Origin of the sequence: Methylocystis sp., assembly GCF_051061225.1 — a bacterium.
GTDB lineage: Bacteria > Pseudomonadota > Alphaproteobacteria > Rhizobiales > Beijerinckiaceae > Methylocystis.
Genome location: NZ_JBPFEB010000028.1, coordinates 177,597 through 195,783, shown reverse-complemented (window position 1 = coordinate 195,783; position 18,187 = coordinate 177,597). Strand labels below are relative to the sequence as shown.

The window sequence follows — 18,187 nt, the reverse complement described above, 5'->3', positions numbered from 1 at the left end:
GTGCAAGATATATAGGCGCCCGCCCGTCGGCGGCATCGCTTCGGGGCCTGTCCGCAAGACGCGCCTCAGGGGAGACGATACTCCCACCGGTCGTTTCTGACAGTCTCGATGATCCGCGCCGCCGCCTCCGCCCATGTGGCGCCGAGCACACGGTCGGGGCGCGCCTGCACGGCTTTCGCCTCCCAGTGGCGGATCGCCTGCGCCAACGCTGAGGGATCATTCAGCGGGAAATAGATCGCCCCCTCGGCTCCCACCTCGCGAAACACCGGAATGTCGCTGCAAATCACCGGCTTTCCGCAGCGGGAGGCCTCGACGATCGGGAGGCCGAATCCTTCCGCGAAGGACGGATACACCAGCGCGGACATGTGCGTGTAGAGGAAGGAGAGCTCGTCGTCCTTCACGTCGTCGAACCAGAACAGGCGCCGGCCGTATTCGACGTGATTCAAAATCCGTGCGGCAAGGGCATAGTCGAACCAGCCGCGCCGGCCAACGAAAACAAGGCGCGCTGGGTCGCCCTGCTCCCAGAGTTGCTCAAAGGCGCGAACGGCGATGAGTTGGCCCTTTCGCGGCTCGAACGTGCCGACGCACAGAAACACATGCGCCCGGCCTTCGAAGAGCTGCCGGATTTTCTCGCGCGCATCGACGTCCGGCCGCGGCTCGAAGCGCGTCGCGATATGGAACCAGTCCACCGGGAGCTGGGGCCGGTGCGGCAGACTCCGCTCCGCCACCACGTGAAGAAGGTCGTCTCTCGCCGCCCGCGAAATGCAGAGCACGCCATCGGCCGAGAGCAGGATGTCACGCAGCCACGGCTGGTAGAGTTCGACGGTCCGCTCGTGGCAGGCGGCGGGATAGAGTTCCGGAATGACGTCCGGCACGCAGACGATCACCCTGCCGCCGCCGGCGTGAACCGCGTCGAAGACGCCGTCGTACGCTTGCGGGTAATTCCAGGCGTCCGCGAGGATCAGCAACTGATCGCCGGGCTCGATGGACATCGGCGAGTCCAGATCCCTGCGCTTCGAGCCGATCGGCGCTTCGCATTTGAGCAGCCCGCCATTCTCGCAGCGCACCAGCAGGCAGGTCTCCGGATCGGCGTCGCGCAACGCCTGTGAAAGGTCCTTCGTCATGCGCTCGATGCCAGTGCCCATGTCGCGCAGGACCGTGCCCGTCACGTCGACGAGGATCCGCCGGGGCGGCGCGGCGCGCGTTTCCGCGCGGACAGGGCGCGCAGGCTCGCCCGCCGCCGGCGCGGCCGGCTGCGACCCGCGCGCGAACAGGCGACGCACGAAGCCGACAAGAGCCTCCTCCGCACGCAACAGCGGACGGACGAGGAGCCAGCTCGCCGTATAGGTGATTTCGTAGCGCTCTTTCTTGAGCTGGAGAACCTCGTCGTAGAGATAACCGAGCTGATGCTCCAGAATTCGCTCCCGTTCCTCGAGCCGCATGGACACGTCGTCCCGGCTGGATGCGGCGTGGTCATGAGTCGACACAAGGGGCTCCTCTCGCGGGGGCGACGGCCCGTCTCGGGCTGCGCCGCAGTTTGACGGGCTTATAGCCCCGGACCGGATTTTTTGCGATTCCGCACTGCCCCGTTGGATTGAGGGCTCAGGAACCGGCGGACAGTCTCTCGTATCGCTTGCGGTCGGCTTCGATCACACGCGAGAGGGCGCTGCATTTTTCCGGGTCGCCGGGATTGCGCGCGGAGCAAAGCTGATAGGCTTCCAGCGATTGCTCATAGGACCCGACGGCATATTCCCGGTTGGCCACGTCCTTGGCGGTTTGCGCGCTGTTGCAGGCGGAAAGAGCGAGCATGAAAGCGACGGGACGCAGATGACGCATGTTGTCTCCCACAAGCCCGAAAACCGAACGCTAACGCAGTCTCACGGGCCAATAATAGCCGTTCGCCGAAATCGTCACGCTGATCGGGCTCATGCAGGCGTAGGGGATGTAGATCGCCTGGCCCGGCGCGAAACTGCGGCCTGCGTACCAATAATCAAAAGAGTTACATTTTCCGTTATTGACCGCGACCCCCTCGACCTCCGCCGCCGCCGGCCCCAGAACCCGGCACTCGATCCAGCGATAGCCGCTGAACGTTTGCAGCTCCGGCAGGAAGGCCGCCGTCTCGCTCAGCCGGCAGAAAAAGGGTCCGCCGCCGGCCTCCGCTGGCGCGGGCAAGGCAAGAAGAGAACCCAGCGTAAAACCCGCAATCAGCGCCTTGAGCATCGCCATAGCCTCCGCGAAGACGATCATTCATAATGCATCAGGACAATTTGCCATATGAGAAGCGGCCGGGGCCAGATGCGCGCGCCCGTGACTTCAGGGAGGATTCTGCGTGGCGGCGCTCGATCGGAACGATATTTTCGTCATGGCCGCGACCGTCGGACTCGTCGGGCTCGCCGGAGCCTCCCACTTCACGCAGGCGGGGCCGCTGCTGAGCTTCCTCGCTTGCACGCTGGCGCTGGCCGGCGTCGCGCATGTGATCGGGGAAGCGACCGACCAGCTCGGCAATCATCTGAGCGCTTCGGCGACCGGACTCGTGCAGTCGGCGGTCGGGAGTCTGCCCGAGCTGTTCGTCTGCATCTTTTCGCTGCGCGCGGGTCTCGTCTCGGTCGTCCAGGCGTCGTTGATCGGCTCGATTCTGGCCAACGCCCTGCTTGTGCTTGGCCTGTCCTTCGTGGTGGGCGGCTGGCGGCATGGCGTTCTGGTGTTCAACGACCGCACCCCGCGCATGATCGCCTCTCTCCTGCTGCTGGCCGTGTCGGCGCTGCTGCTGCCGACGTTGGCGAACGAGCTGCATCTTCCCGCTGCGGCGCATGAGCAGCCGCTCGCGGTGGTCTGCGCCGTGGTGCTGTTGCTCGTCTTTGCGATCATGACGAAGGCCATGCTCGAACAGGGCCAGCGCGCCGTGCCCGCCGAGGCGCACGCCCGCGCCCACGCCTGGCCGCTCGGAGTGGCCGTGGCGGTGCTGCTGGTCTGCGCCGCTGCGGCCGTGCTCGTCTCGGACTGGTTCGTGGAGGCGCTGGAGCCGGCGATCGACGCCTTCGGGCTCAGCCAGACCTTCGCCGGTCTGGTCGTCGTCGCGATCGCCGGAAACGCCATCGAAAATGTCGTGGGCGTGCGGCTCGCAGCCGCCGGAAAGGCGGACCTGGCGGTCAGCGTGATGCTGACCAGCGCGCTTCAGGTGGCCGTCGTCATCGTGCCCGTGCTCATTCTCGTGAGCTTCGGCATGGGCGGCGCCGCCTTCACGCTGGTCATTCCGCCCATTCTGGCGGCGGCCCTGTTCGTCTCCGTGCTGGTCGTGACCGTCGTCACGGTCGACGGCGAGGCAGACATGGTCGACGGCGCGGCGCTGATGGGGCTTTACGTCATCATCGCCACCATTTTCTGGTGGGGCTGACCCGGGTCTTTTTCAGGACGCGCTCGGCCCAATGGTGTCCGCCATGCGGGCGCGTCGCTCCCCCATCGGACGCGGCGCGCCTTCGGTCGTGTCCTTCTCCGTCTGATGCTCCATTTCGGCGTTCAGCTCCGCGCCAATCAGCAGCACGATCGACGAGAGCCACATCCACAGCATGAAGCCGATGACGGCGCCCAGCGAGCCGTAGGTCTTGTTGAAATCCCCCAGATGCGCGGCGTACCAGGAAAACAGCGCGGAAACGGCCAGCCAGCCGAGCGCGGCGAAAGCGCCTCCCCAGCTCACCCAGCGCCATTTCGGCTCGTCGCGGCTGGGCGCGTAGCGATAAATGACGGCGGTCGCCAGGGCGACGACGATCAGCAGCACGGGCCAGCGCAAAAGCGAGACCGCGGTCTGCATGGCCTGCGGAAGACCCAGCGCGTCGAGCGCGGGCGGCAAGGCGATCATGATGGCAAGCGCAAGCGCAACCATGGACATGCCGGCAAGCGTAAAGACGAGCGAGACGGCGTTGAGTTTGAAAAAGCCCCGCTTCTCGCGCTCCTGATACACCACGTTGATCGCGTCGAAGATGGCCTTCATGCCGGCGTTGGCGCTCCACAACGAGACGAGAAGGCCGAAGACCGACGCAAAGCCCAATGCCCCGGCGCCCTGCGCCGAGACGCGCCGCAACTGATCGCCGATAACACCGAGCGCCTCCTTGGGAATGACGCCGGAAAGCGCCTCGAGATGAGAGCTGATCGTGGCCGGATCGGCGAACAGCGAATAGAGCGCGACGAAAGCCGCGATCGCGGGAAAGATCGCGAGCAGCACGTAGAAGGTCACGCCTGCGGCAATGGCGAGGATGCGGTGCTCGGCGATATTCTCGTAGACGCGCAGGAGCACGTCTTTCCAGCCAGTCGCCGGGAGTTGCGCGGGCGTCGAAGCCTGCCTGCCACGCTCGCCGCCTTGGCGCGAAGCCGCCTGATCCATAGCCATTGCCGAGGCCTTTCGTGACGCAGTGTCACGGAAGAACTGCGGCTGCCGGAAGACGTTCCGAACCCTGCGCGGGTCGGAGCGCCAATCGGCGAGTTTCAGAACTCCACTTCAAGCTCCTCGATCTCTTCCTTTTCGAGTTGCGCCTGCGCGATCCACTCCTGCATCGCCGGCCAGGCGAAGATGCGGTCGCAATAGGCCTGGCTGAGACTGTCCAGGGGAACGTCATAGGTGCGGAAGCGCGTCGCCACCGGCGCATACATGGCGTCGGCCATGGAGAATTCGCCGAACAGATAGGGGCCGCCATGGGCCTCGAGACACTCGCGCCAGATCTGCGTCACCCGCGCGATGTCGCCCTGGGCCTTGGACCAGACCTTGAACTTCGGGAAGCGGCCCTTGAGATTCATCGGCAACGCCGAGCGCAGCGAATTGAAGCCCGAATGCAGCTCGCCGCAGATCGAGCGGCAGCGCGCGCGGCTGAACCGATCCTGCGGCAGAATCTGCGCCTGCGGGGCGGCCTCGTTGAGAAACTCGCCGATTGCCAGAGTATCCCAGATGCGGAAGCCGTCATAGTTGAGACACGGGACGAGGATCGACGGCGACAGCAGCAGAATTTCCTCGCGCGCGGCGGCGTCGTCGGGGTCGACCACGACCTCTTCGAACGGCAGCCCCGAGAGCTTCATCATCAGCCAGCCGCGCAAGGACCAGGACGAATAATTCCGGCTACTGATGGTAAGCGTGACGACCGGCATGATGGCTCCCCATTGCGACGCCTGCCTCTCAGCAAGTCATGTGCCATGTTTCGAGGCAGGCCATGGCACAGGCCTTGCTCATCGGGAGCCGTCGCAACGCAAGGGTTTCATGGCCGCCTCATGTATGACGCTTATCACGCCTATGCCCATCTCGGCGCCCAGATTCGCAGAGCGGCGGCGAGCAATGAACGCATCATGAGCGTGTGGAGCGCGATGCACGCCACCTACCCTTTGCGCTGCATCCTCGCCTATCATGAGCTGATCGCCCTCTCGGGTTTCACCCATCGGCGGCCCGATTATGGCGTGACGGAGATCGTCACTGACACGGGCGACACAATCCCCGTCACGGAAACCCCGGTGCTGACCACGCCCTTCAGCACCCTGCTGCGCTTCGCCCGGCAGGATGGCGGGTCCGATCCGCGCGTGCTGCTCGTTGCGCCAATGTCGGGCCATTTCGCGACGCTGCTGCGCGGCACGATCCGCACCCTTCTGCGCGACCATCAGGTCTATGTCACCGACTGGCATAACCCGCGCGACATTCCGATGACGCACGGCGCGTTCGGCTTCGACGACTTCGTCCAACACATCGTGGATTTCCTGAAATTCATGGGGCCGCAGTCTCATCTCGTCGCCGTTTGTCAGCCCGCTGTTCCGGCGCTCGCAGCCGTGGCGGTAATGGCGCAGGACGACGACCCCGATCAGCCGGCGAGCCTGACGCTGATGGCGGGTCCGATCGACGCGCGCGTCTCGCCCACCAAGGTGAACGAATTCGCGACCTCGAAGCCCCTGGACTGGTTTCGGCAAAACATGATCAGCACCGTCCCGCGCGGGCTCCCCGGCGCCGGCAGACGCGTCTATCCCGGCTTTCTCCAGCTCACCGCCTTCATGAGCATGAACATGGATCGGCATCAGAAAGCCTTTGCGGATCTGTTCAGACGCCGCGTCGAGGGCGACGATGCGAAGGCCGATCAGATCCGGACGTTCTACGAGGAATATTTCGCGATCATGGATCTCGACGCGGACTTCTACCTTCACACCATCGAGACGGTTTTTCAGAAATACGCGCTTCCAGAGGGCAAGCTGCTGTTCAAGGGACGCCCGGTCCATCCCCGCGCGATCAGGAAAACCTTCCTTCTCACCGTGGAGGGCGAACGGGACGATATTTGCGCGGTCGGCCAGACGCTCGCCGCCCAGGACCTGTGCGGCGGGCTAAGGCCCTACATGAAATCGCACCACATGCAGCCGGGCGTGGGCCATTACGGCGTTTTCAACGGCAAGAGATGGGACAACCATGTCTATCCGGTCGTGCGCGACCATATTCGTAACAGCAACTAGCCCCGTCACCAGTATCGCCCATATGGCGCGCCATAAAACCGTGGGCCCGCAAGCATCAGCTCCTCCCGGCGCGCGCGCCGGTCGGCGGAGCGGTCGAGATCGATGTCGAGCAGACATTTGGAAAACCCGTCCGTCCCCGGGCGAAATCCGTAGGAACGGCAGCGAGCGTCATCCGCCGCGCGCTGTTGGGCGGGAGAGGTCGTCTCGCAGGCGCCGAGCAGCAAGCCGGCCGCCAGAGCCGCCAGAAACGCGGTTCGCATGGTTGCATCCCCGTCACGAAAAAATCGCCGTCAAATTCAAGCAGGATCATGGCTGCTTCGCGGCGCCCCGCGCCTGCGGGTTTGACAAGCGCCGTCACGGATTGTCTCCTTGGCGAAATTCACACGCCCGCGGGCAGGAGGCGGACCCATGCGTGAGATTCTGACACATTTTCGCGACGTTCCCCGACGCAGCCTCTCCGACAGGGAGGTTCTGCTCCGGGAGGGAGAACAAACCGGCAGGCTCTATGCGCTGGCGGAAGGGCGCCTGGAAATTCTGCGCGGCGACACGCAGGTCGCGGTGCTCGACGAGCCCGGCTCGCTTGTCGGCGAAATGGCGGTCCTGCTCGACTCGCCGCACACGGCCACGGCCCGCGCTCTGGGAGATGCGACCGTCCATGTCGTGGACGACGGCGCCGCCTTCATGAGCGCCCATCCCGAACTGGCCTGGCTCGTTTCGCGTCTGCTGGCGCGCCGGCTGAACGCCGCGACCACCTATCTCGCGGATATCAAACGCCAGTTCGCCGGCTCGGGCAATCATCTCGAACTGGTCGGCGAGGTTCTCGAATCGCTCATGCACCAGCAGGGATTGCGCAGCGTCGGACAGGCCTCCGAGCGCGACGGCTATCGGGAGTGATGGAGACGGCCGGACGCCCGCCCCTGCGTATCGCGCGGCTGCTCTAGAAAGGCGGGACCGGCGGCGGGTCGAACCATTCCGGATAGGCCTTCAACGGTGGGATGGGTCGCTGCAAGGGTTGGTCGAGCCGCACGGACTGCGCGCCCATCGCTGAGACCCAGAGCGCTTCCTTGAGCGTCGTGTCGACGACAATATACGCGGGCGGCGCGCCATATTGCCGGCCTGCATTCAGGACCCAGGTCGCGCCAAGACGATCGGCCCAGGCGCCGTCGGCGACGAACGGCGCCTGATGAATATGGCCGGAGACGACCATGTCCGGTTGATAGCGCGCAATCCACTCGACAAGCTCGGCGTCCCCGAAACTCTGCTTTCCGGACCAGCTCGTCGGAGACTGCCGGGGCGGCGCGTGATGCGCCCAGACCCAATAACGTCCCTGCCGGCGTTCGGCGTCAGCGGCAAGTTGCGCGATGAGCCTTTCTTTCACCAACGGTCCGTCCCACCAGGGAAAGACAGAGTAAAGCGCGTCGTCGATCACGACCGCGTCGCCGTCGCAAGCAACGCCGATCTGTCTCAGCGTCTCCACCCAGCGCGCGATCTTCTCGCCGCTGTCCTCGCGCGCGTCGAGATCGTGATTGCCTGAACAGAAAATCACCTGCGTCTCGGCGGACAGGCGTTCGAGATATTTGCGCACAACGACGGTCTGGGCGGCGTAGTCGACGATGGAGCTTGCGTCCAGCGCGTCGCCGGCAAAAACAACGAGATCGAAACGCGGGCCGGCCGTCATCAACCAGTCGAACTGCGGGAGCGCGTAATGCAGATCGGAGACGACAAGCCAGCGCATGATCCCTCTACCCGTCGGAGACCGGCAGAGTACTATGCGGTCGCGGCGAAGGTAAAGATCAATCGCTTCTCAACAATTCGAGCGCCCGGTCACGATGCGCGTCGAACGGGTTTATCTACCTGTTTGCGAAGCGCCTTGCTGGATGCGGCGTTGCTCTTGAATTCTCTCATCAGCCGGTTCAGCCCGTCGCTTTCCTCACGCAGCGACGCGCTGGCGGAAGCCGACTGCTCGGCGACCACGGCGTTTTTCTGCGTCATCTGATCCATCCGCGCCACCGCCTCGGTGACCTGATCCAGACCCGCCGCCTGCTGTTTCGTGTCGCTGGCGATCGAGGACACGATCGAACTGATCTCCGACACTTTGGTGAGAATGACGCTGATAGCGCCGCCCGCGTCCTGCACGAGCTTCGCGCCGTCGTGAACCTGCGCTTCGGAATTGGTCACGATGTCCTTGATCTCCCGCGCGGCCACTCCGGAGCGCGCGGCGAGCGAGCGGACTTCCGTCGCCACGACGGCAAATCCCCGCCCCGCCTCGCCGGCGCGCGCGGCCTCCACCCCGGCGTTGACGGCGAGGAGATTGATCTGAAACGCAATCTCGTCGATGACTCCAATCGTCTGGCTGATTTTCGTGGCGGAGGTCGTGATGGCGTCCATCGCGCCGATCGCCTGCCGCACAGTGTTTGACGTCGCCTTGGCCTCCATGTCCGTCGCGACGATGATCTGGTTGGCGTGTCCCGCCCCGCGCGCGGCCTGGGAGGCGCTCGCCGTCACTTCCTTGAGCGCAGCGGCGGCCGCCTCCAGATTCGCCGCCTGTTGCTCCGTGCGGGCGGAGAGATCCTCCGCGGCTTGTGAAATCTGATCCGCGCCGCGCCGAACGATTTCGGCGCGTTCGTTAACGCGCTGAATCGCCGCGTCCAGCCGACCCATGGCGGAATTGAAATCGTCCCTGATCTTTTCGAAATTGCGATCGACGCGCTCATGAATGCGAGCGGTGAGATCGCCCGTGGCTACCTGTTCGAGCTTGGAGCCCAGCAAGGCGACCAGTTCGCTTTGTCGGGCGGACACCTCGCGCTGGAACGCCTGCTGTTCCTGGAAGTGCTTTTCCTCCGCCGCCTTGGCGACGCGGAGTTCGGAGGCGATGGTCTCGGCGGCCAGGGTCGCCTCCCTCGCGCTTTGGACCGCGCCGCCCTCGCGCGCGAAGGCGTTGTTGAGCATGATCGCCATCCGGATCAGGCCAGCGGCTTCGAAGGTGATGATGACGGCGTGGAGCATGACCCGGCCAAAGTCGCCCCCGCCGGGATAAACCGCCTCCGGGAGAATGAAGTTCAGGACCGAGTGATGGAGCCCAACGGTCACAGCCGCGACGGCGATCGTCAGGGGATCGCAATAGACCGCGAGGAGCGCGACCGCCACAAAGTAATACATATGAATGTCGACCTGCCAGGCATGCCCGGCCATGGCCGCGAGCAGCAGCGAGATCACGGCGACGAAGGCCACGGCGATCGTCAACCGCACCGCCAGCCTGCTCGGCGCGAACGAGCAGGCGGCGGTCGCGGCTCCCGCGCAAAGAGCCGTCGCCCCCGTGATGAGAATGACCGGCCCGCCGACGAGCAAGGTGACCAGGCCATTCAGCGGAACATGGACCCATAGAAGCGCGACGATGAGTCTGTCCGCATTCCGTTCGAGACTGTCGGGCGTCAGCATTGGCCGCATCCTCAATCAGGCCCTCTGTCCGCAGAACGGAAAGCGCGCGCCATCCAGGATCAGGATCGCCCCGGCCGCGCGCAATCTCGCCTGGTCGTCCGTCGACTTGCCTCTGACCGCCACCATGAAGGAGAAGGCGCCGGCGCCCAGGACAGGCCCGGCCGAAGACGCCGCGATCAAGGATCGCTCCGGGGGCCACCACGGAGGGAAGATCGCGACGATGTTTCCCCCGCCGCGCGGCTGGGCCATCGCCAGCGCAGCCGTCACAAGGCTGAAAAAGGCAAGAAAGGTCGGAGGCGCCCAGTTCCAGAAACACGCCCGTCGCCGCGAAGCGCCAGCGTGCTGGACGTACGGCGCTCCGCCGGCGGCGGACAGTTTCTCAATCGCTGTGCGGGGAAAGGGCTTCGCCAAGGAACCACCGGAACGCCGCGGCCGCCGTCATGGTCGATTGGCGCAAAGTTGGCTCCTTCGTCATGAAGCAGCTTGGATGATGTCGCGAAGCTCCGTCGCTCTGGGAATAAAATATGGGGGCTATGGTTAAATCTTTGTCAATGGCTTCGGCCGGCGCCCCTACCAGGGACGCGTCGCCAATGGACGCTGCACGTCCGTGACATTAGCCTCCAGCGCGGAGACACGGCGGGACAGGGAATCGACAGCCATTTGCAGCGCCGAAATCTGGCGCGCGAGCTCCTCGATGCGGCCGGCCTCCACCCGGTCCGCGGCGATCGCCGCGTTTTTCAGTTCCGCGAGCTGCTGGCCAAGGCAGTTGACGGCGGCGATCACGTCGGCCTGATCCGAAATGACGCCGCTGACGCCGGAAGCCTGAGGCGAGCAGGACACGGCGGCCGCCGCTGTCAGGGGGAAGCCGAGCAGGAAATGAGCAAGCACGAGCGCGGCGGTAGATTTTCGCATAATGTGTCTCCTGAAGACCGCCGCCGGCCGGCGACAATCGCCTGATCGTGAAGCTGAGACAGATTTCGTCACAGGTAAAGGTTTCGGCACGCCAGTGGACCTTGCCAGAACCCCGCGCCTGGAGATTTATCCTCAGAAAAATGGGAGTTTGCCCGAATGACTGCGCTGCCCGCGCCCGAGCTCGCCGTTTCGCGCTGGTTCAACACGCCCGAACCCCTGACCCTCGCCGGCCTGCGCGGCCGCGTCGTGCTGCTTCACGCGTTCCAGATGCTTTGTCCCGGCTGCGTGTCGCATGGAACGCCGCAGGCCCAGCGCGCCCATACGCTTTTCCGCCACACCGATCTCGCCGTCGTCGGACTGCATACGGTCTTCGAGCATCATGCGGCGATGACGCCGGTCTCGCTCGAAGCCTTCATTCATGAATACCGCCTGACCTTCCCGATCGGCGTGGACGCGCATGAGGGGAACCAGCCGGTCCCCGTCACCATGGGGCGGTTCAAGATGCGCGGGACGCCGACCGCTATCGTCATCGGACGCGACGGAACCATCCGTCACGAGGGCTTCGGGCAGGAAGACGATCTCGCGCTCGGCGCCATTCTTGGTTCGCTCCTCACCGAGAAGCCATGATCCCTGTCCGCCCCGACGTCCTCACGGGCCGGCTGGCGCCGATCGGGCCGGGCGGCCCCGTCAGCGGCGTCGACAAAAAGCTGGCGCCCGGCCCCTGGCGCATCAGCGCCGCCGGCCTCGCCGGCGACCAGATCGCCGACGCGCGCCATCACGGCGGCGCCGACAAGGCGCTGCATCACTATGCCCGCGACCATTATCCCGCCTGGCGCACCGAGATCGGCGAGACAGCCGTGCTCGACGCCCCCGGAGCCTTCGGAGAAAATCTCTCGACGCTCGGCTGGACCGAGCAGGAGGTCTGCGTCGGCGACGTGCTGCGCTTCGGGCGCGCGCTGCTCCAGGTGAGCCAGGGCCGGCAGCCCTGCTACAAGCTGAACCTTCGCTTTAGCGTGAGAGACATGGCGCGGCGCGTCCAGCAGACGGGGCGCACCGGTTGGTATTACCGCGTTCTCGAGGAAGGCGTCGCGCAGGAGGGCGACACGCTCGACCTCGTCGAACGCCCCTGCCCCGATTGGCCGCTCTCGCGGCTCTCGGCGATGCTGTATCATGACACGCGCAATCGCGAGGGCCTCGCCGCCATGGCGGCGCTGCCGCAACTCGCGGAAAGCTGGCGCAGCCTTGCGCAGCGGCGGCTGCAAAGCGGCAGGGTCGAGAACTGGAGCGCACGGCTTTATGGCCGCCTTCCGCGCGAATGATTGCCTCTGTGGCGCGTTCCCAATAATGTGCGCGGCGACATCCAGAGGGAACCCATGTCCGCGCGCCACCAGGAACTTCTCAAAGACAATCTGTTCACCGGCAAGATCGGGGCGGAATATGAGTTTCTGCGCATCATGTGCCCCAACCACACCGTGCTGGCCAAACGCGTCGCCGAGACGGTCGCGGACTGGAAGCCGGGCGTTCCGCTGAAAGGGGTGGAGATCGGCTGCGGCACGGGGATCAGCACGCTGGCCCTGCTCGCGGCGAGCGACAGTCTCACGCTTCTCGCCATCGACAGCGCGGCGAAGATGCTCGATCAGGCGCGCGCCAGTCTAGCCGATTATGTCGCGGCCGGCCGCGTGGAGTTTCGGGAAGCCGACGCGCTGGAGGCGCTGAAGGCGCTGCCGACAGCGAGCGTCGACGTCGTCGCCTCCAATTACGCCATCCACAATTTCAGCCAGGACTACCGCGCGCAGGCGCTCGGGGAAATCTACAGGGTGCTCGCGCCCGGCGGGCTGTTCGTCAATGGCGACCGCTACGCCATGGACGACCGCGCGGCGCATCTGGCCGATACGCAGACGATGGTGCGCCAGTGGTTCCGGATGTTCCGCGAACTGGACCGCCTCGATCTGCTCGAAGACTGGATCGTGCACCTCTACAGCGACGAGTCCCCGGACCACATCATGCTGTATCAGCCCGCTTTGGCGCAGCTGGCCCGGATCGGTTTCGCGCCCGTGACGGTCGATTTCCGCGAAGGGGTCGACACGCTCGTGAAAGCCGTCAAGGCCTGACCTGCCCCACACGATCCGGCTGAAAACAGATGGACCTCGCGCTCATCGCCCTCGTCGGCGCACTTGTCACGGCCGTCTGCCAGTCGGTCACCGACCTTGGCACGAAGGCGGCGACGCGCGCCGCGGACGACCGGGCGATCTTCGCCATCGAATGGACGATCTGCGCGCTGCTGCTGATCCTCGCCTGCGCCGTCGTCTATCCGGGCATCCTGCGCGCGCCCATCGAGACCGTGAATGCGCTCACGCAGCCGGGCTTCTGGACGCTGCTCGCCTGCAATGGCGCGCTCAATGTCGTCGCCTACGCGCTCTACATTCGCGCCTTCAGACTGTCGGACGCCTCGCTGGTCGCGCCCCTCGTCCTGCTGACGCCCGTGCTGATGCTCGTCACCTCGCCCATCATGACCGGCGAACATGTGCCGGCGATGGGCATGGTCGGCGTCATTCTCACCGTGCTCGGCGTCGGGCTGCTCGATGCCAACCGGGCGAATGGCAAGCGCTTCAATTTCGCGGTTTTCGTCCGCAACCCCGGCCCCCGCTACATGATCGCGACGGCCATGATCTGGAGCCTTTGCGCCAATCTCGACAAGCTCGGCGTGCGGGCCTCGACGCCGCTGATCTGGATCGCCTTCCTCAGCGCCTTCATCGCCGCCTGCGCGATCGTCTACTGGCTGGCCGGCGGCCGCCCGAAGGCGCAACGGAAGGCGTTGCGCCCGGCGCTTCTCGCGGGCTCCGCCATGTCGTTCGGCAACGCCCTGCAGATGTGGGCGCTCACCGTGCTGTTCACGCCCTATGTCATCGCGATCAAGCGCCTGTCAGCGCTGTTCACCGTGGTCGCGAGCGGGCGTGTGCTGAAGGAGGACACCGGCGGCCGGTTTCTCGGCGCGGCGGTGATGCTGGCCGGCGCCGTCATGATCGTTCTGACCCGCGAGTGACGCGCGCTTCGGCGGCGATCCTCTCGCAGGGAGACCGACTCCGCCCCAGATAGTTCCTCCCGGACATCGCGGGAGGATCAATGTCGGTCTGGCGCAGGTTTGTGCTGTGGAGCGTCTTCGTCGCCCTCGGGGGGGCAGGCGTCTATGCGTGGTCGATATGGGACCGTCCCGCGAAGGTCAGCGCGCCGGCCGCGCCCGCCGCCGTCCCCGTCTCGGTCGCGATCGCGGAAACGCGCGACGTTCCCTTGATCCTGCGGGGTCTCGGCTCCGTTGTCGCTTATGCGACCGTGGACGTGAAAAGCCGCGTGGTCGGAAGCATCGTGAGCGTGAACTTCCGCGAAGGCCAGGAGGTGCGGGCCGGAGACCTGCTGGTGCAGCTCGACGCCCGGCCCTATGAAGCCGCGCTGTCGCAGGCCAACGCCACACTGGCGCGCGACGAAGCCAATCTCGCCAACGCCCGCGCCGATCTCGCCCGCTACGCCAAGCTCGTCAGGGGCAATTTCATCTCCAGACAGCAATACGCAAACCAGCAGGCGACCGTCGCGGCGGACGAGGCGACCATCGAAGCGGACAGATCGGCCGTCGACGCCGCGAAGCTCAATGTCGAATATTGCTCCATCGTCTCGCCGATCGACGGAGTCGTGGGCATTCGCCAGATTGATGTCGGCAATCTGATCCAGCCGAACGCGCAGACGCTCGTGGTCGTCACGAAAATCAAGCCCATCTATGTGCTGTTCACCCTGCCGGAGGCGAATATCGCTCAATTGCGCCAGTCCATGCGCGAGCGTCGGCCGCAAGTTCTCGCTTACGATTCCACCGATCAGAAGCTGCTGTCGAAAGGCGTGCTGGAGCTGATCGACAATCAGGTGGACCCCTCGACGGGAACGGTCAAACTCAAGGCCCAGTTCGCGAACGCCGATCTGTCGCTGTGGCCGGGTCAGTTCGTCAACGCGCATCTCGTGGTCGACGTCGTCAGAAACGCGGTCGTCGTCCCGAGCGTCGCGGTCCAGAGCGGCCCGCAGGGGTCTTTCGTCTATGTCGTGCGCGCGGACGATACAGTGGACATGCGGCCCGTGACGGTCATCCAGACCGAGCATAACCAGTCGGCTTTAAGCGGCGGTCTCATGAGGGGCGAGCGCGTCGTCACGGCGGGTCATCTCAACATCGCGCCAGGCGTGAAGGTCACCGTTTCGCCGCCGGCGAGAGCAACGCCCCCGCCTTCCTCGGCCGCCGCCTCGGCGGAAGGGGGCCGATGAACATTTCGGCGCCCTTCATCGCCCGGCCGGTGGCGACGTTCCTGCTGATGCTGGCGCTTCTGGCGGCGGGCGCCATCGGCTACAATCTCCTGCCCGTGGCGGCCATGCCGGAAGTCGAATTTCCCACGCTGTCGGTCACCGCCAACCTGCCCGGCGCCGATCCGGAGACCATGGCCTCGTCGGTCGCCCAGCCGCTCGAACGCCAGTTCGCTTCCGTTCCCGGCGTCAACGAGATGACGTCGACGAGCACGCTTGGCTTCACGCAGATCACGCTGCAATTCGATCTGTCGCGCAATATCGACGGCGCCGCGAGCGACGTGCAGGCGGCCATCAATGCGGCGCAGGGCAATCTGCCGCGAAACCTGCCGACGCCGCCCACCTATCGCAAGGTCAATCCCGCCGACCGGCCGGTGCTCATCTTCGGACTCACATCCAGCGCCGAGCCGCTGACGATGGTCGATCGATATGCGGACCTCGGGATCGTTCGCCGGGTGTCCACCATGTCGGGCGTCGGACAGGCGATCATCTTCGGACAACAGAAGTTCGCGCCGACGATCAAGGTCAATCCCGCCGCGCTGGCGGCGCGCGGCATCGGGCTCGACGAGGTCGCGAGCGCGATCGCCGGCAGCTCGGCCCAACTGCCGATGGGGACATTGCAGGGGCCGCAGCAGTCCTTCGCCATCGGCGCGAACAGCCAGTTGTTCACGCCCGCCGAACTCGGCAAGGTCGTCGTCGCCTATCGCAATGGCGCGCCCGTGCGGCTCAGCGACGTCGCGCAGATCGTCATCGGACCAGAGAGCGCCCTTCAGGCGAGCTGGGTGGGAACGCGGCGCGGCGAAATGGTCGGCGTCTGGCGCGAGCCCGGCGCCAATACGATCGAGCTCGTCGACCGCATCCTGGCGCAGTTGCCGCAGCTTCGCGCCGGCATCCCCCGCGCCGTCGATCTCTCCATCATCAGCGACCGGACTGTGTCCATTCGCGAAAGCTTTCGTGACGTGGAGCTCACCCTCGTCGCCGCGATCGCGCTTGTCGTCGCCGTCATCTTTCTGTTTCTGCGCAGCCTCGCCGCCACCGCCATACCGAGCGTCACCGTGCCGCTGTCGCTCGTGGGCACATTCGGCGTCATGTATGTTCTGGGCTACACGCTCGACAATCTGTCGCTCATGGGCCTGACGCTGGCTGTGGGTCTTGTCGTCGACGACGCGATCGTGATGGTCGAAAATGTCTATCGCTATCTCGAACAGGGCAAGACGCGCCTGGAGGCGGCTCTGGAAGGCGCCGCGGAGATGGGCTTCACCATTGTGTCGATCACCGTTTCGCTGGTCGCGGTTTTCATTCCGATCCTGTTCATGAGCGGTATCGTCGGCCGGCTGTTTCGGGAGTTCGGCGTCGTGGTCAGCGTCGCCGTGGGCCTGTCGGCCTTCATCGCCCTGACGCTGTCTCCGATGATGGCCTCCCTGATCCTCGACAATCCGAAGACGGCGCAACACGGCCGGCTGTATGGGTTCATCGAGCGTGGATTCGACTCCGTCGCCGCCGCCTATCGACGCGGCCTCGCATTCTCGTTGCGCCACCAGCTTCCGGTGTTTCTGCTCAATCTGACGCTCATCGCCCTCTCGGGCTGGATGTTCTACGCCATGCCGAAGGGGTTCTTTCCGCAGGAGGACACGGGGCTGATCTTCGGCTTCACGAAGGCGGACCAGGATGTCTCCTTCAAGGCGATGACCGAACGCCAGAACGCCGTCGGCGCCATCCTCGAAAAGGACCCGGATGTCGCGGCCTTCGGCTCCTTCGTCGGCGGCAGCGGGGGCGCGGGGCTGAACACGGGCCGCTTCTTCATTCAGCTCAAACCTCTCGACGAGCGAACCGCCAAGGCGGATGAGATTATCCGGCGCCTGCGGCCAAAGGTGAATTCCATCCCCGGCATCACGACCTTCATGCAGTCCATCCAGAACATCCAGATCGGCGCGCGGCTGGAGGCGACGCAATATCAATACACGCTCCAGGACACGGACCTGAACGAGCTGAACCAATGGGCGCCACGCATTCTCGCGGCGTTGAAGAACGAGCCCATGCTGCGTGATCTGACGAGCGATCAGCAGACCGGCGGCCAGCAGCTCATGATCAATATCGACCGGGACGCCGCCGCGCGCCTCGGCGTCAATGTCACGGCCATTCAGCAGACGCTCTACGACGCCTTCGGGCAGCCCTATGTCACGCAGCTCTACAGCGCCACCGACACCTATCACGTGGTTCTGGAGGTCGCGCAGCAATATCAGACGGACGTCGCCGCCCTGTCGCGGATCTATGTGCGCGGCTCGGGCGGCAAGCTGGTTCCGGTCAGCCAGTTCGCGACGCTCGAACGCAAACAGGCGCCGATCACGGTCAATCATCAGGGCCAGATTCCCGCAGTGACGCTGTCCTTCAATCTGGCGCCCGGAGTCTCGCTCGGCGAGGCGGTGCGGAGAGTGGACGCCGCCGTCAGCGAGATGGGAAAGCCCGAAACCCTGCACGGCTCATTTCAGGGCGTCGCCCGCGAATTCCAGCTTTCGCTGTCGACCCAGCCGGTGCTCATCGCGGCGGCGCTGTTTGCCGTCTATATCGTGCTGGGCATGCTCTACGAGAGCTTCATTCATCCGGTGACGATCCTGCTCACCCTGCCCTCCGCGACGGTCGGCGCCCTGGCGTCGCTGTGGGGCTTCGGCTTCGACCTCACCATGATCGCCATCATCGGCCTTCTCATGCTGATCGGCATCGTCAAGAAGAATGGCATCATGCTCGTGGATTTCGCCATCGAGCGCGTGCGCGCGGGCATGTCGCCCAGAGAGGCGGTCGAGGAGGCGGCGCTGCTGCGCTTCCGCCCCATTCTGATGACGACGATGGCGGCCGTTTTCGTGACCTTGCCGATCGCCGTCGGAGTCGGCGCCGGCGCCAATCTGCGCCAGCCGCTGGGCGTGGCGGTGGTGGGAGGGCTGCTGGTCTCGCAACTGCTGACGCTGTTCACGACTCCCGTCACCTATCTCTACATGGAACGTCTGAGGCAGGCGGCGGGCATCAGGTGAAGACCGCA

At 65.2% G+C, this 18,187-nt stretch carries 19 protein-coding genes; 9 read left to right on the top strand and 10 right to left on the bottom strand.

All coding sequences use genetic code 11. From position 1 onward, the window contains the following. Window positions 1-65: 65 nt before the first annotated feature. From ACR652_RS06640 to ACR652_RS06630, 3 genes are all read right to left on the bottom strand, one after another. Window positions 66-1,487, bottom strand: coding sequence for a glycosyltransferase family 4 protein (locus ACR652_RS06640; RefSeq protein ID WP_434505732.1), 1,422 nt, complete (start codon window positions 1,485-1,487; stop codon window positions 66-68). A 115-nt stretch (window positions 1,488-1,602) separates the two neighbouring features. After that, the gene (locus ACR652_RS06635) at window positions 1,603-1,836 is read right to left on the bottom strand and encodes a hypothetical protein (RefSeq protein WP_434505731.1); all 234 of its coding nucleotides are present in this window, start codon (window positions 1,834-1,836) and stop codon (window positions 1,603-1,605) included. A 30-nt stretch (window positions 1,837-1,866) separates the two neighbouring features. After that, window positions 1,867-2,247 carry a hypothetical protein gene (locus tag ACR652_RS06630; protein WP_434505730.1) on the bottom strand — a complete coding sequence of 127 codons (381 nt, stop codon included), beginning with the start codon at window positions 2,245-2,247 and terminating at the stop codon, window positions 1,867-1,869. 82 nt (window positions 2,248-2,329) lie between these two features. Between ACR652_RS06630 and ACR652_RS06625 the strand changes: the two genes are divergently transcribed. After that, on the top strand, window positions 2,330-3,394 hold the full coding sequence (locus tag ACR652_RS06625; protein WP_434505729.1) for a sodium:proton exchanger: 1,065 nt from the start codon (window positions 2,330-2,332) through the stop codon (window positions 3,392-3,394). 12 nt (window positions 3,395-3,406) lie between these two features. On the opposite strand, the gene ACR652_RS06620 is transcribed toward ACR652_RS06625, so the two are convergent. Together ACR652_RS06620 and ACR652_RS06615 are read right to left on the bottom strand one after the other, a co-directional pair. Next, window positions 3,407-4,384 carry a YihY/virulence factor BrkB family protein gene (locus tag ACR652_RS06620; protein ID WP_434505728.1) on the bottom strand — a complete coding sequence of 326 codons (978 nt, stop codon included), beginning with the start codon at window positions 4,382-4,384 and terminating at the stop codon, window positions 3,407-3,409. Window positions 4,385-4,479: 95 nt separating this feature from the next. After that, entirely contained in the window at window positions 4,480-5,133 is a 654-nt protein-coding gene (locus tag ACR652_RS06615; protein WP_434505727.1) for a glutathione S-transferase family protein, read from the bottom strand. Window positions 5,134-5,253: 120 nt separating this feature from the next. On the opposite strand from ACR652_RS06615, the gene ACR652_RS06610 reads away from it, so the two are divergent. Continuing rightward, complete coding sequence (locus tag ACR652_RS06610) at window positions 5,254-6,468, top strand: polyhydroxyalkanoate depolymerase (RefSeq protein WP_434505726.1); 1,215 nt, start codon at window positions 5,254-5,256, stop codon at window positions 6,466-6,468. Window positions 6,469-6,473: 5 nt separating this feature from the next. Here the strand turns inward: ACR652_RS06610 and ACR652_RS06605 are convergent, their stop codons facing one another. Then, window positions 6,474-6,728 carry a hypothetical protein gene (locus ACR652_RS06605; RefSeq protein ID WP_434505725.1) on the bottom strand — a complete coding sequence of 85 codons (255 nt, stop codon included), beginning with the start codon at window positions 6,726-6,728 and terminating at the stop codon, window positions 6,474-6,476. 148 nt (window positions 6,729-6,876) lie between these two features. Between ACR652_RS06605 and ACR652_RS06600 the strand changes: the two genes are divergently transcribed. After that, window positions 6,877-7,362, top strand: a complete 486-nt coding sequence (locus ACR652_RS06600) for a Crp/Fnr family transcriptional regulator (RefSeq protein ID WP_434505724.1) — start codon at window positions 6,877-6,879, stop codon at window positions 7,360-7,362. Window positions 7,363-7,405: 43 nt separating this feature from the next. Here ACR652_RS06600 and ACR652_RS06595 read toward each other — a convergent pair whose 3' ends face one another. From ACR652_RS06595 to ACR652_RS06580, 4 genes are all read right to left on the bottom strand, one after another. Continuing rightward, complete coding sequence (locus ACR652_RS06595) at window positions 7,406-8,203, bottom strand: metallophosphoesterase family protein (RefSeq protein WP_434505723.1); 798 nt, start codon at window positions 8,201-8,203, stop codon at window positions 7,406-7,408. An 89-nt stretch (window positions 8,204-8,292) separates the two neighbouring features. After that, window positions 8,293-9,906 (bottom strand): methyl-accepting chemotaxis protein, encoded by a 1,614-nt coding sequence (locus tag ACR652_RS06590; RefSeq protein ID WP_434505722.1) that lies wholly within the window; start codon window positions 9,904-9,906, stop codon window positions 8,293-8,295. 15 nt (window positions 9,907-9,921) lie between these two features. Then, entirely contained in the window at window positions 9,922-10,086 is a 165-nt protein-coding gene (locus ACR652_RS06585; protein WP_434505721.1) for a hypothetical protein, read from the bottom strand. Window positions 10,087-10,476: 390 nt separating this feature from the next. Further along, window positions 10,477-10,818, bottom strand: a complete 342-nt coding sequence (locus ACR652_RS06580) for a hypothetical protein (RefSeq protein ID WP_434505720.1) — start codon at window positions 10,816-10,818, stop codon at window positions 10,477-10,479. Between the two features lie 156 nt (window positions 10,819-10,974). Here ACR652_RS06580 and ACR652_RS06575 point away from each other — a divergent pair, with 156 nt between their 5' ends. The 6 genes from ACR652_RS06575 (at window position 10,975) to ACR652_RS06550 (ending at window position 18,179) form a co-directional block, all read left to right on the top strand. Next, complete coding sequence (locus ACR652_RS06575) at window positions 10,975-11,445, top strand: peroxiredoxin family protein (RefSeq protein WP_434505719.1); 471 nt, start codon at window positions 10,975-10,977, stop codon at window positions 11,443-11,445. Beyond that, complete coding sequence (locus ACR652_RS06570) at window positions 11,442-12,137, top strand: MOSC domain-containing protein (RefSeq protein WP_434505718.1); 696 nt, start codon at window positions 11,442-11,444, stop codon at window positions 12,135-12,137. Before ACR652_RS06575 ends, ACR652_RS06570 begins: the two co-directional genes overlap by 4 nt. A gap of 54 nt (window positions 12,138-12,191) precedes the next feature. After that, window positions 12,192-12,929 carry a class I SAM-dependent methyltransferase gene (locus ACR652_RS06565; protein WP_434505717.1) on the top strand — a complete coding sequence of 246 codons (738 nt, stop codon included), beginning with the start codon at window positions 12,192-12,194 and terminating at the stop codon, window positions 12,927-12,929. 29 nt (window positions 12,930-12,958) lie between these two features. Then, complete coding sequence (locus tag ACR652_RS06560; protein ID WP_434505716.1) at window positions 12,959-13,861, top strand: EamA family transporter; 903 nt, start codon at window positions 12,959-12,961, stop codon at window positions 13,859-13,861. Between the two features lie 80 nt (window positions 13,862-13,941). Beyond that, window positions 13,942-15,117, top strand: coding sequence for an efflux RND transporter periplasmic adaptor subunit (locus ACR652_RS06555; protein WP_434505715.1), 1,176 nt, complete (start codon window positions 13,942-13,944; stop codon window positions 15,115-15,117). Continuing rightward, window positions 15,114-18,179 carry an efflux RND transporter permease subunit gene (locus ACR652_RS06550; RefSeq protein ID WP_434505714.1) on the top strand — a complete coding sequence of 1,022 codons (3,066 nt, stop codon included), beginning with the start codon at window positions 15,114-15,116 and terminating at the stop codon, window positions 18,177-18,179. The genes ACR652_RS06555 and ACR652_RS06550 overlap by 4 nt, the downstream gene beginning before the upstream one ends. Window positions 18,180-18,187: the final 8 nt, after the last annotated feature.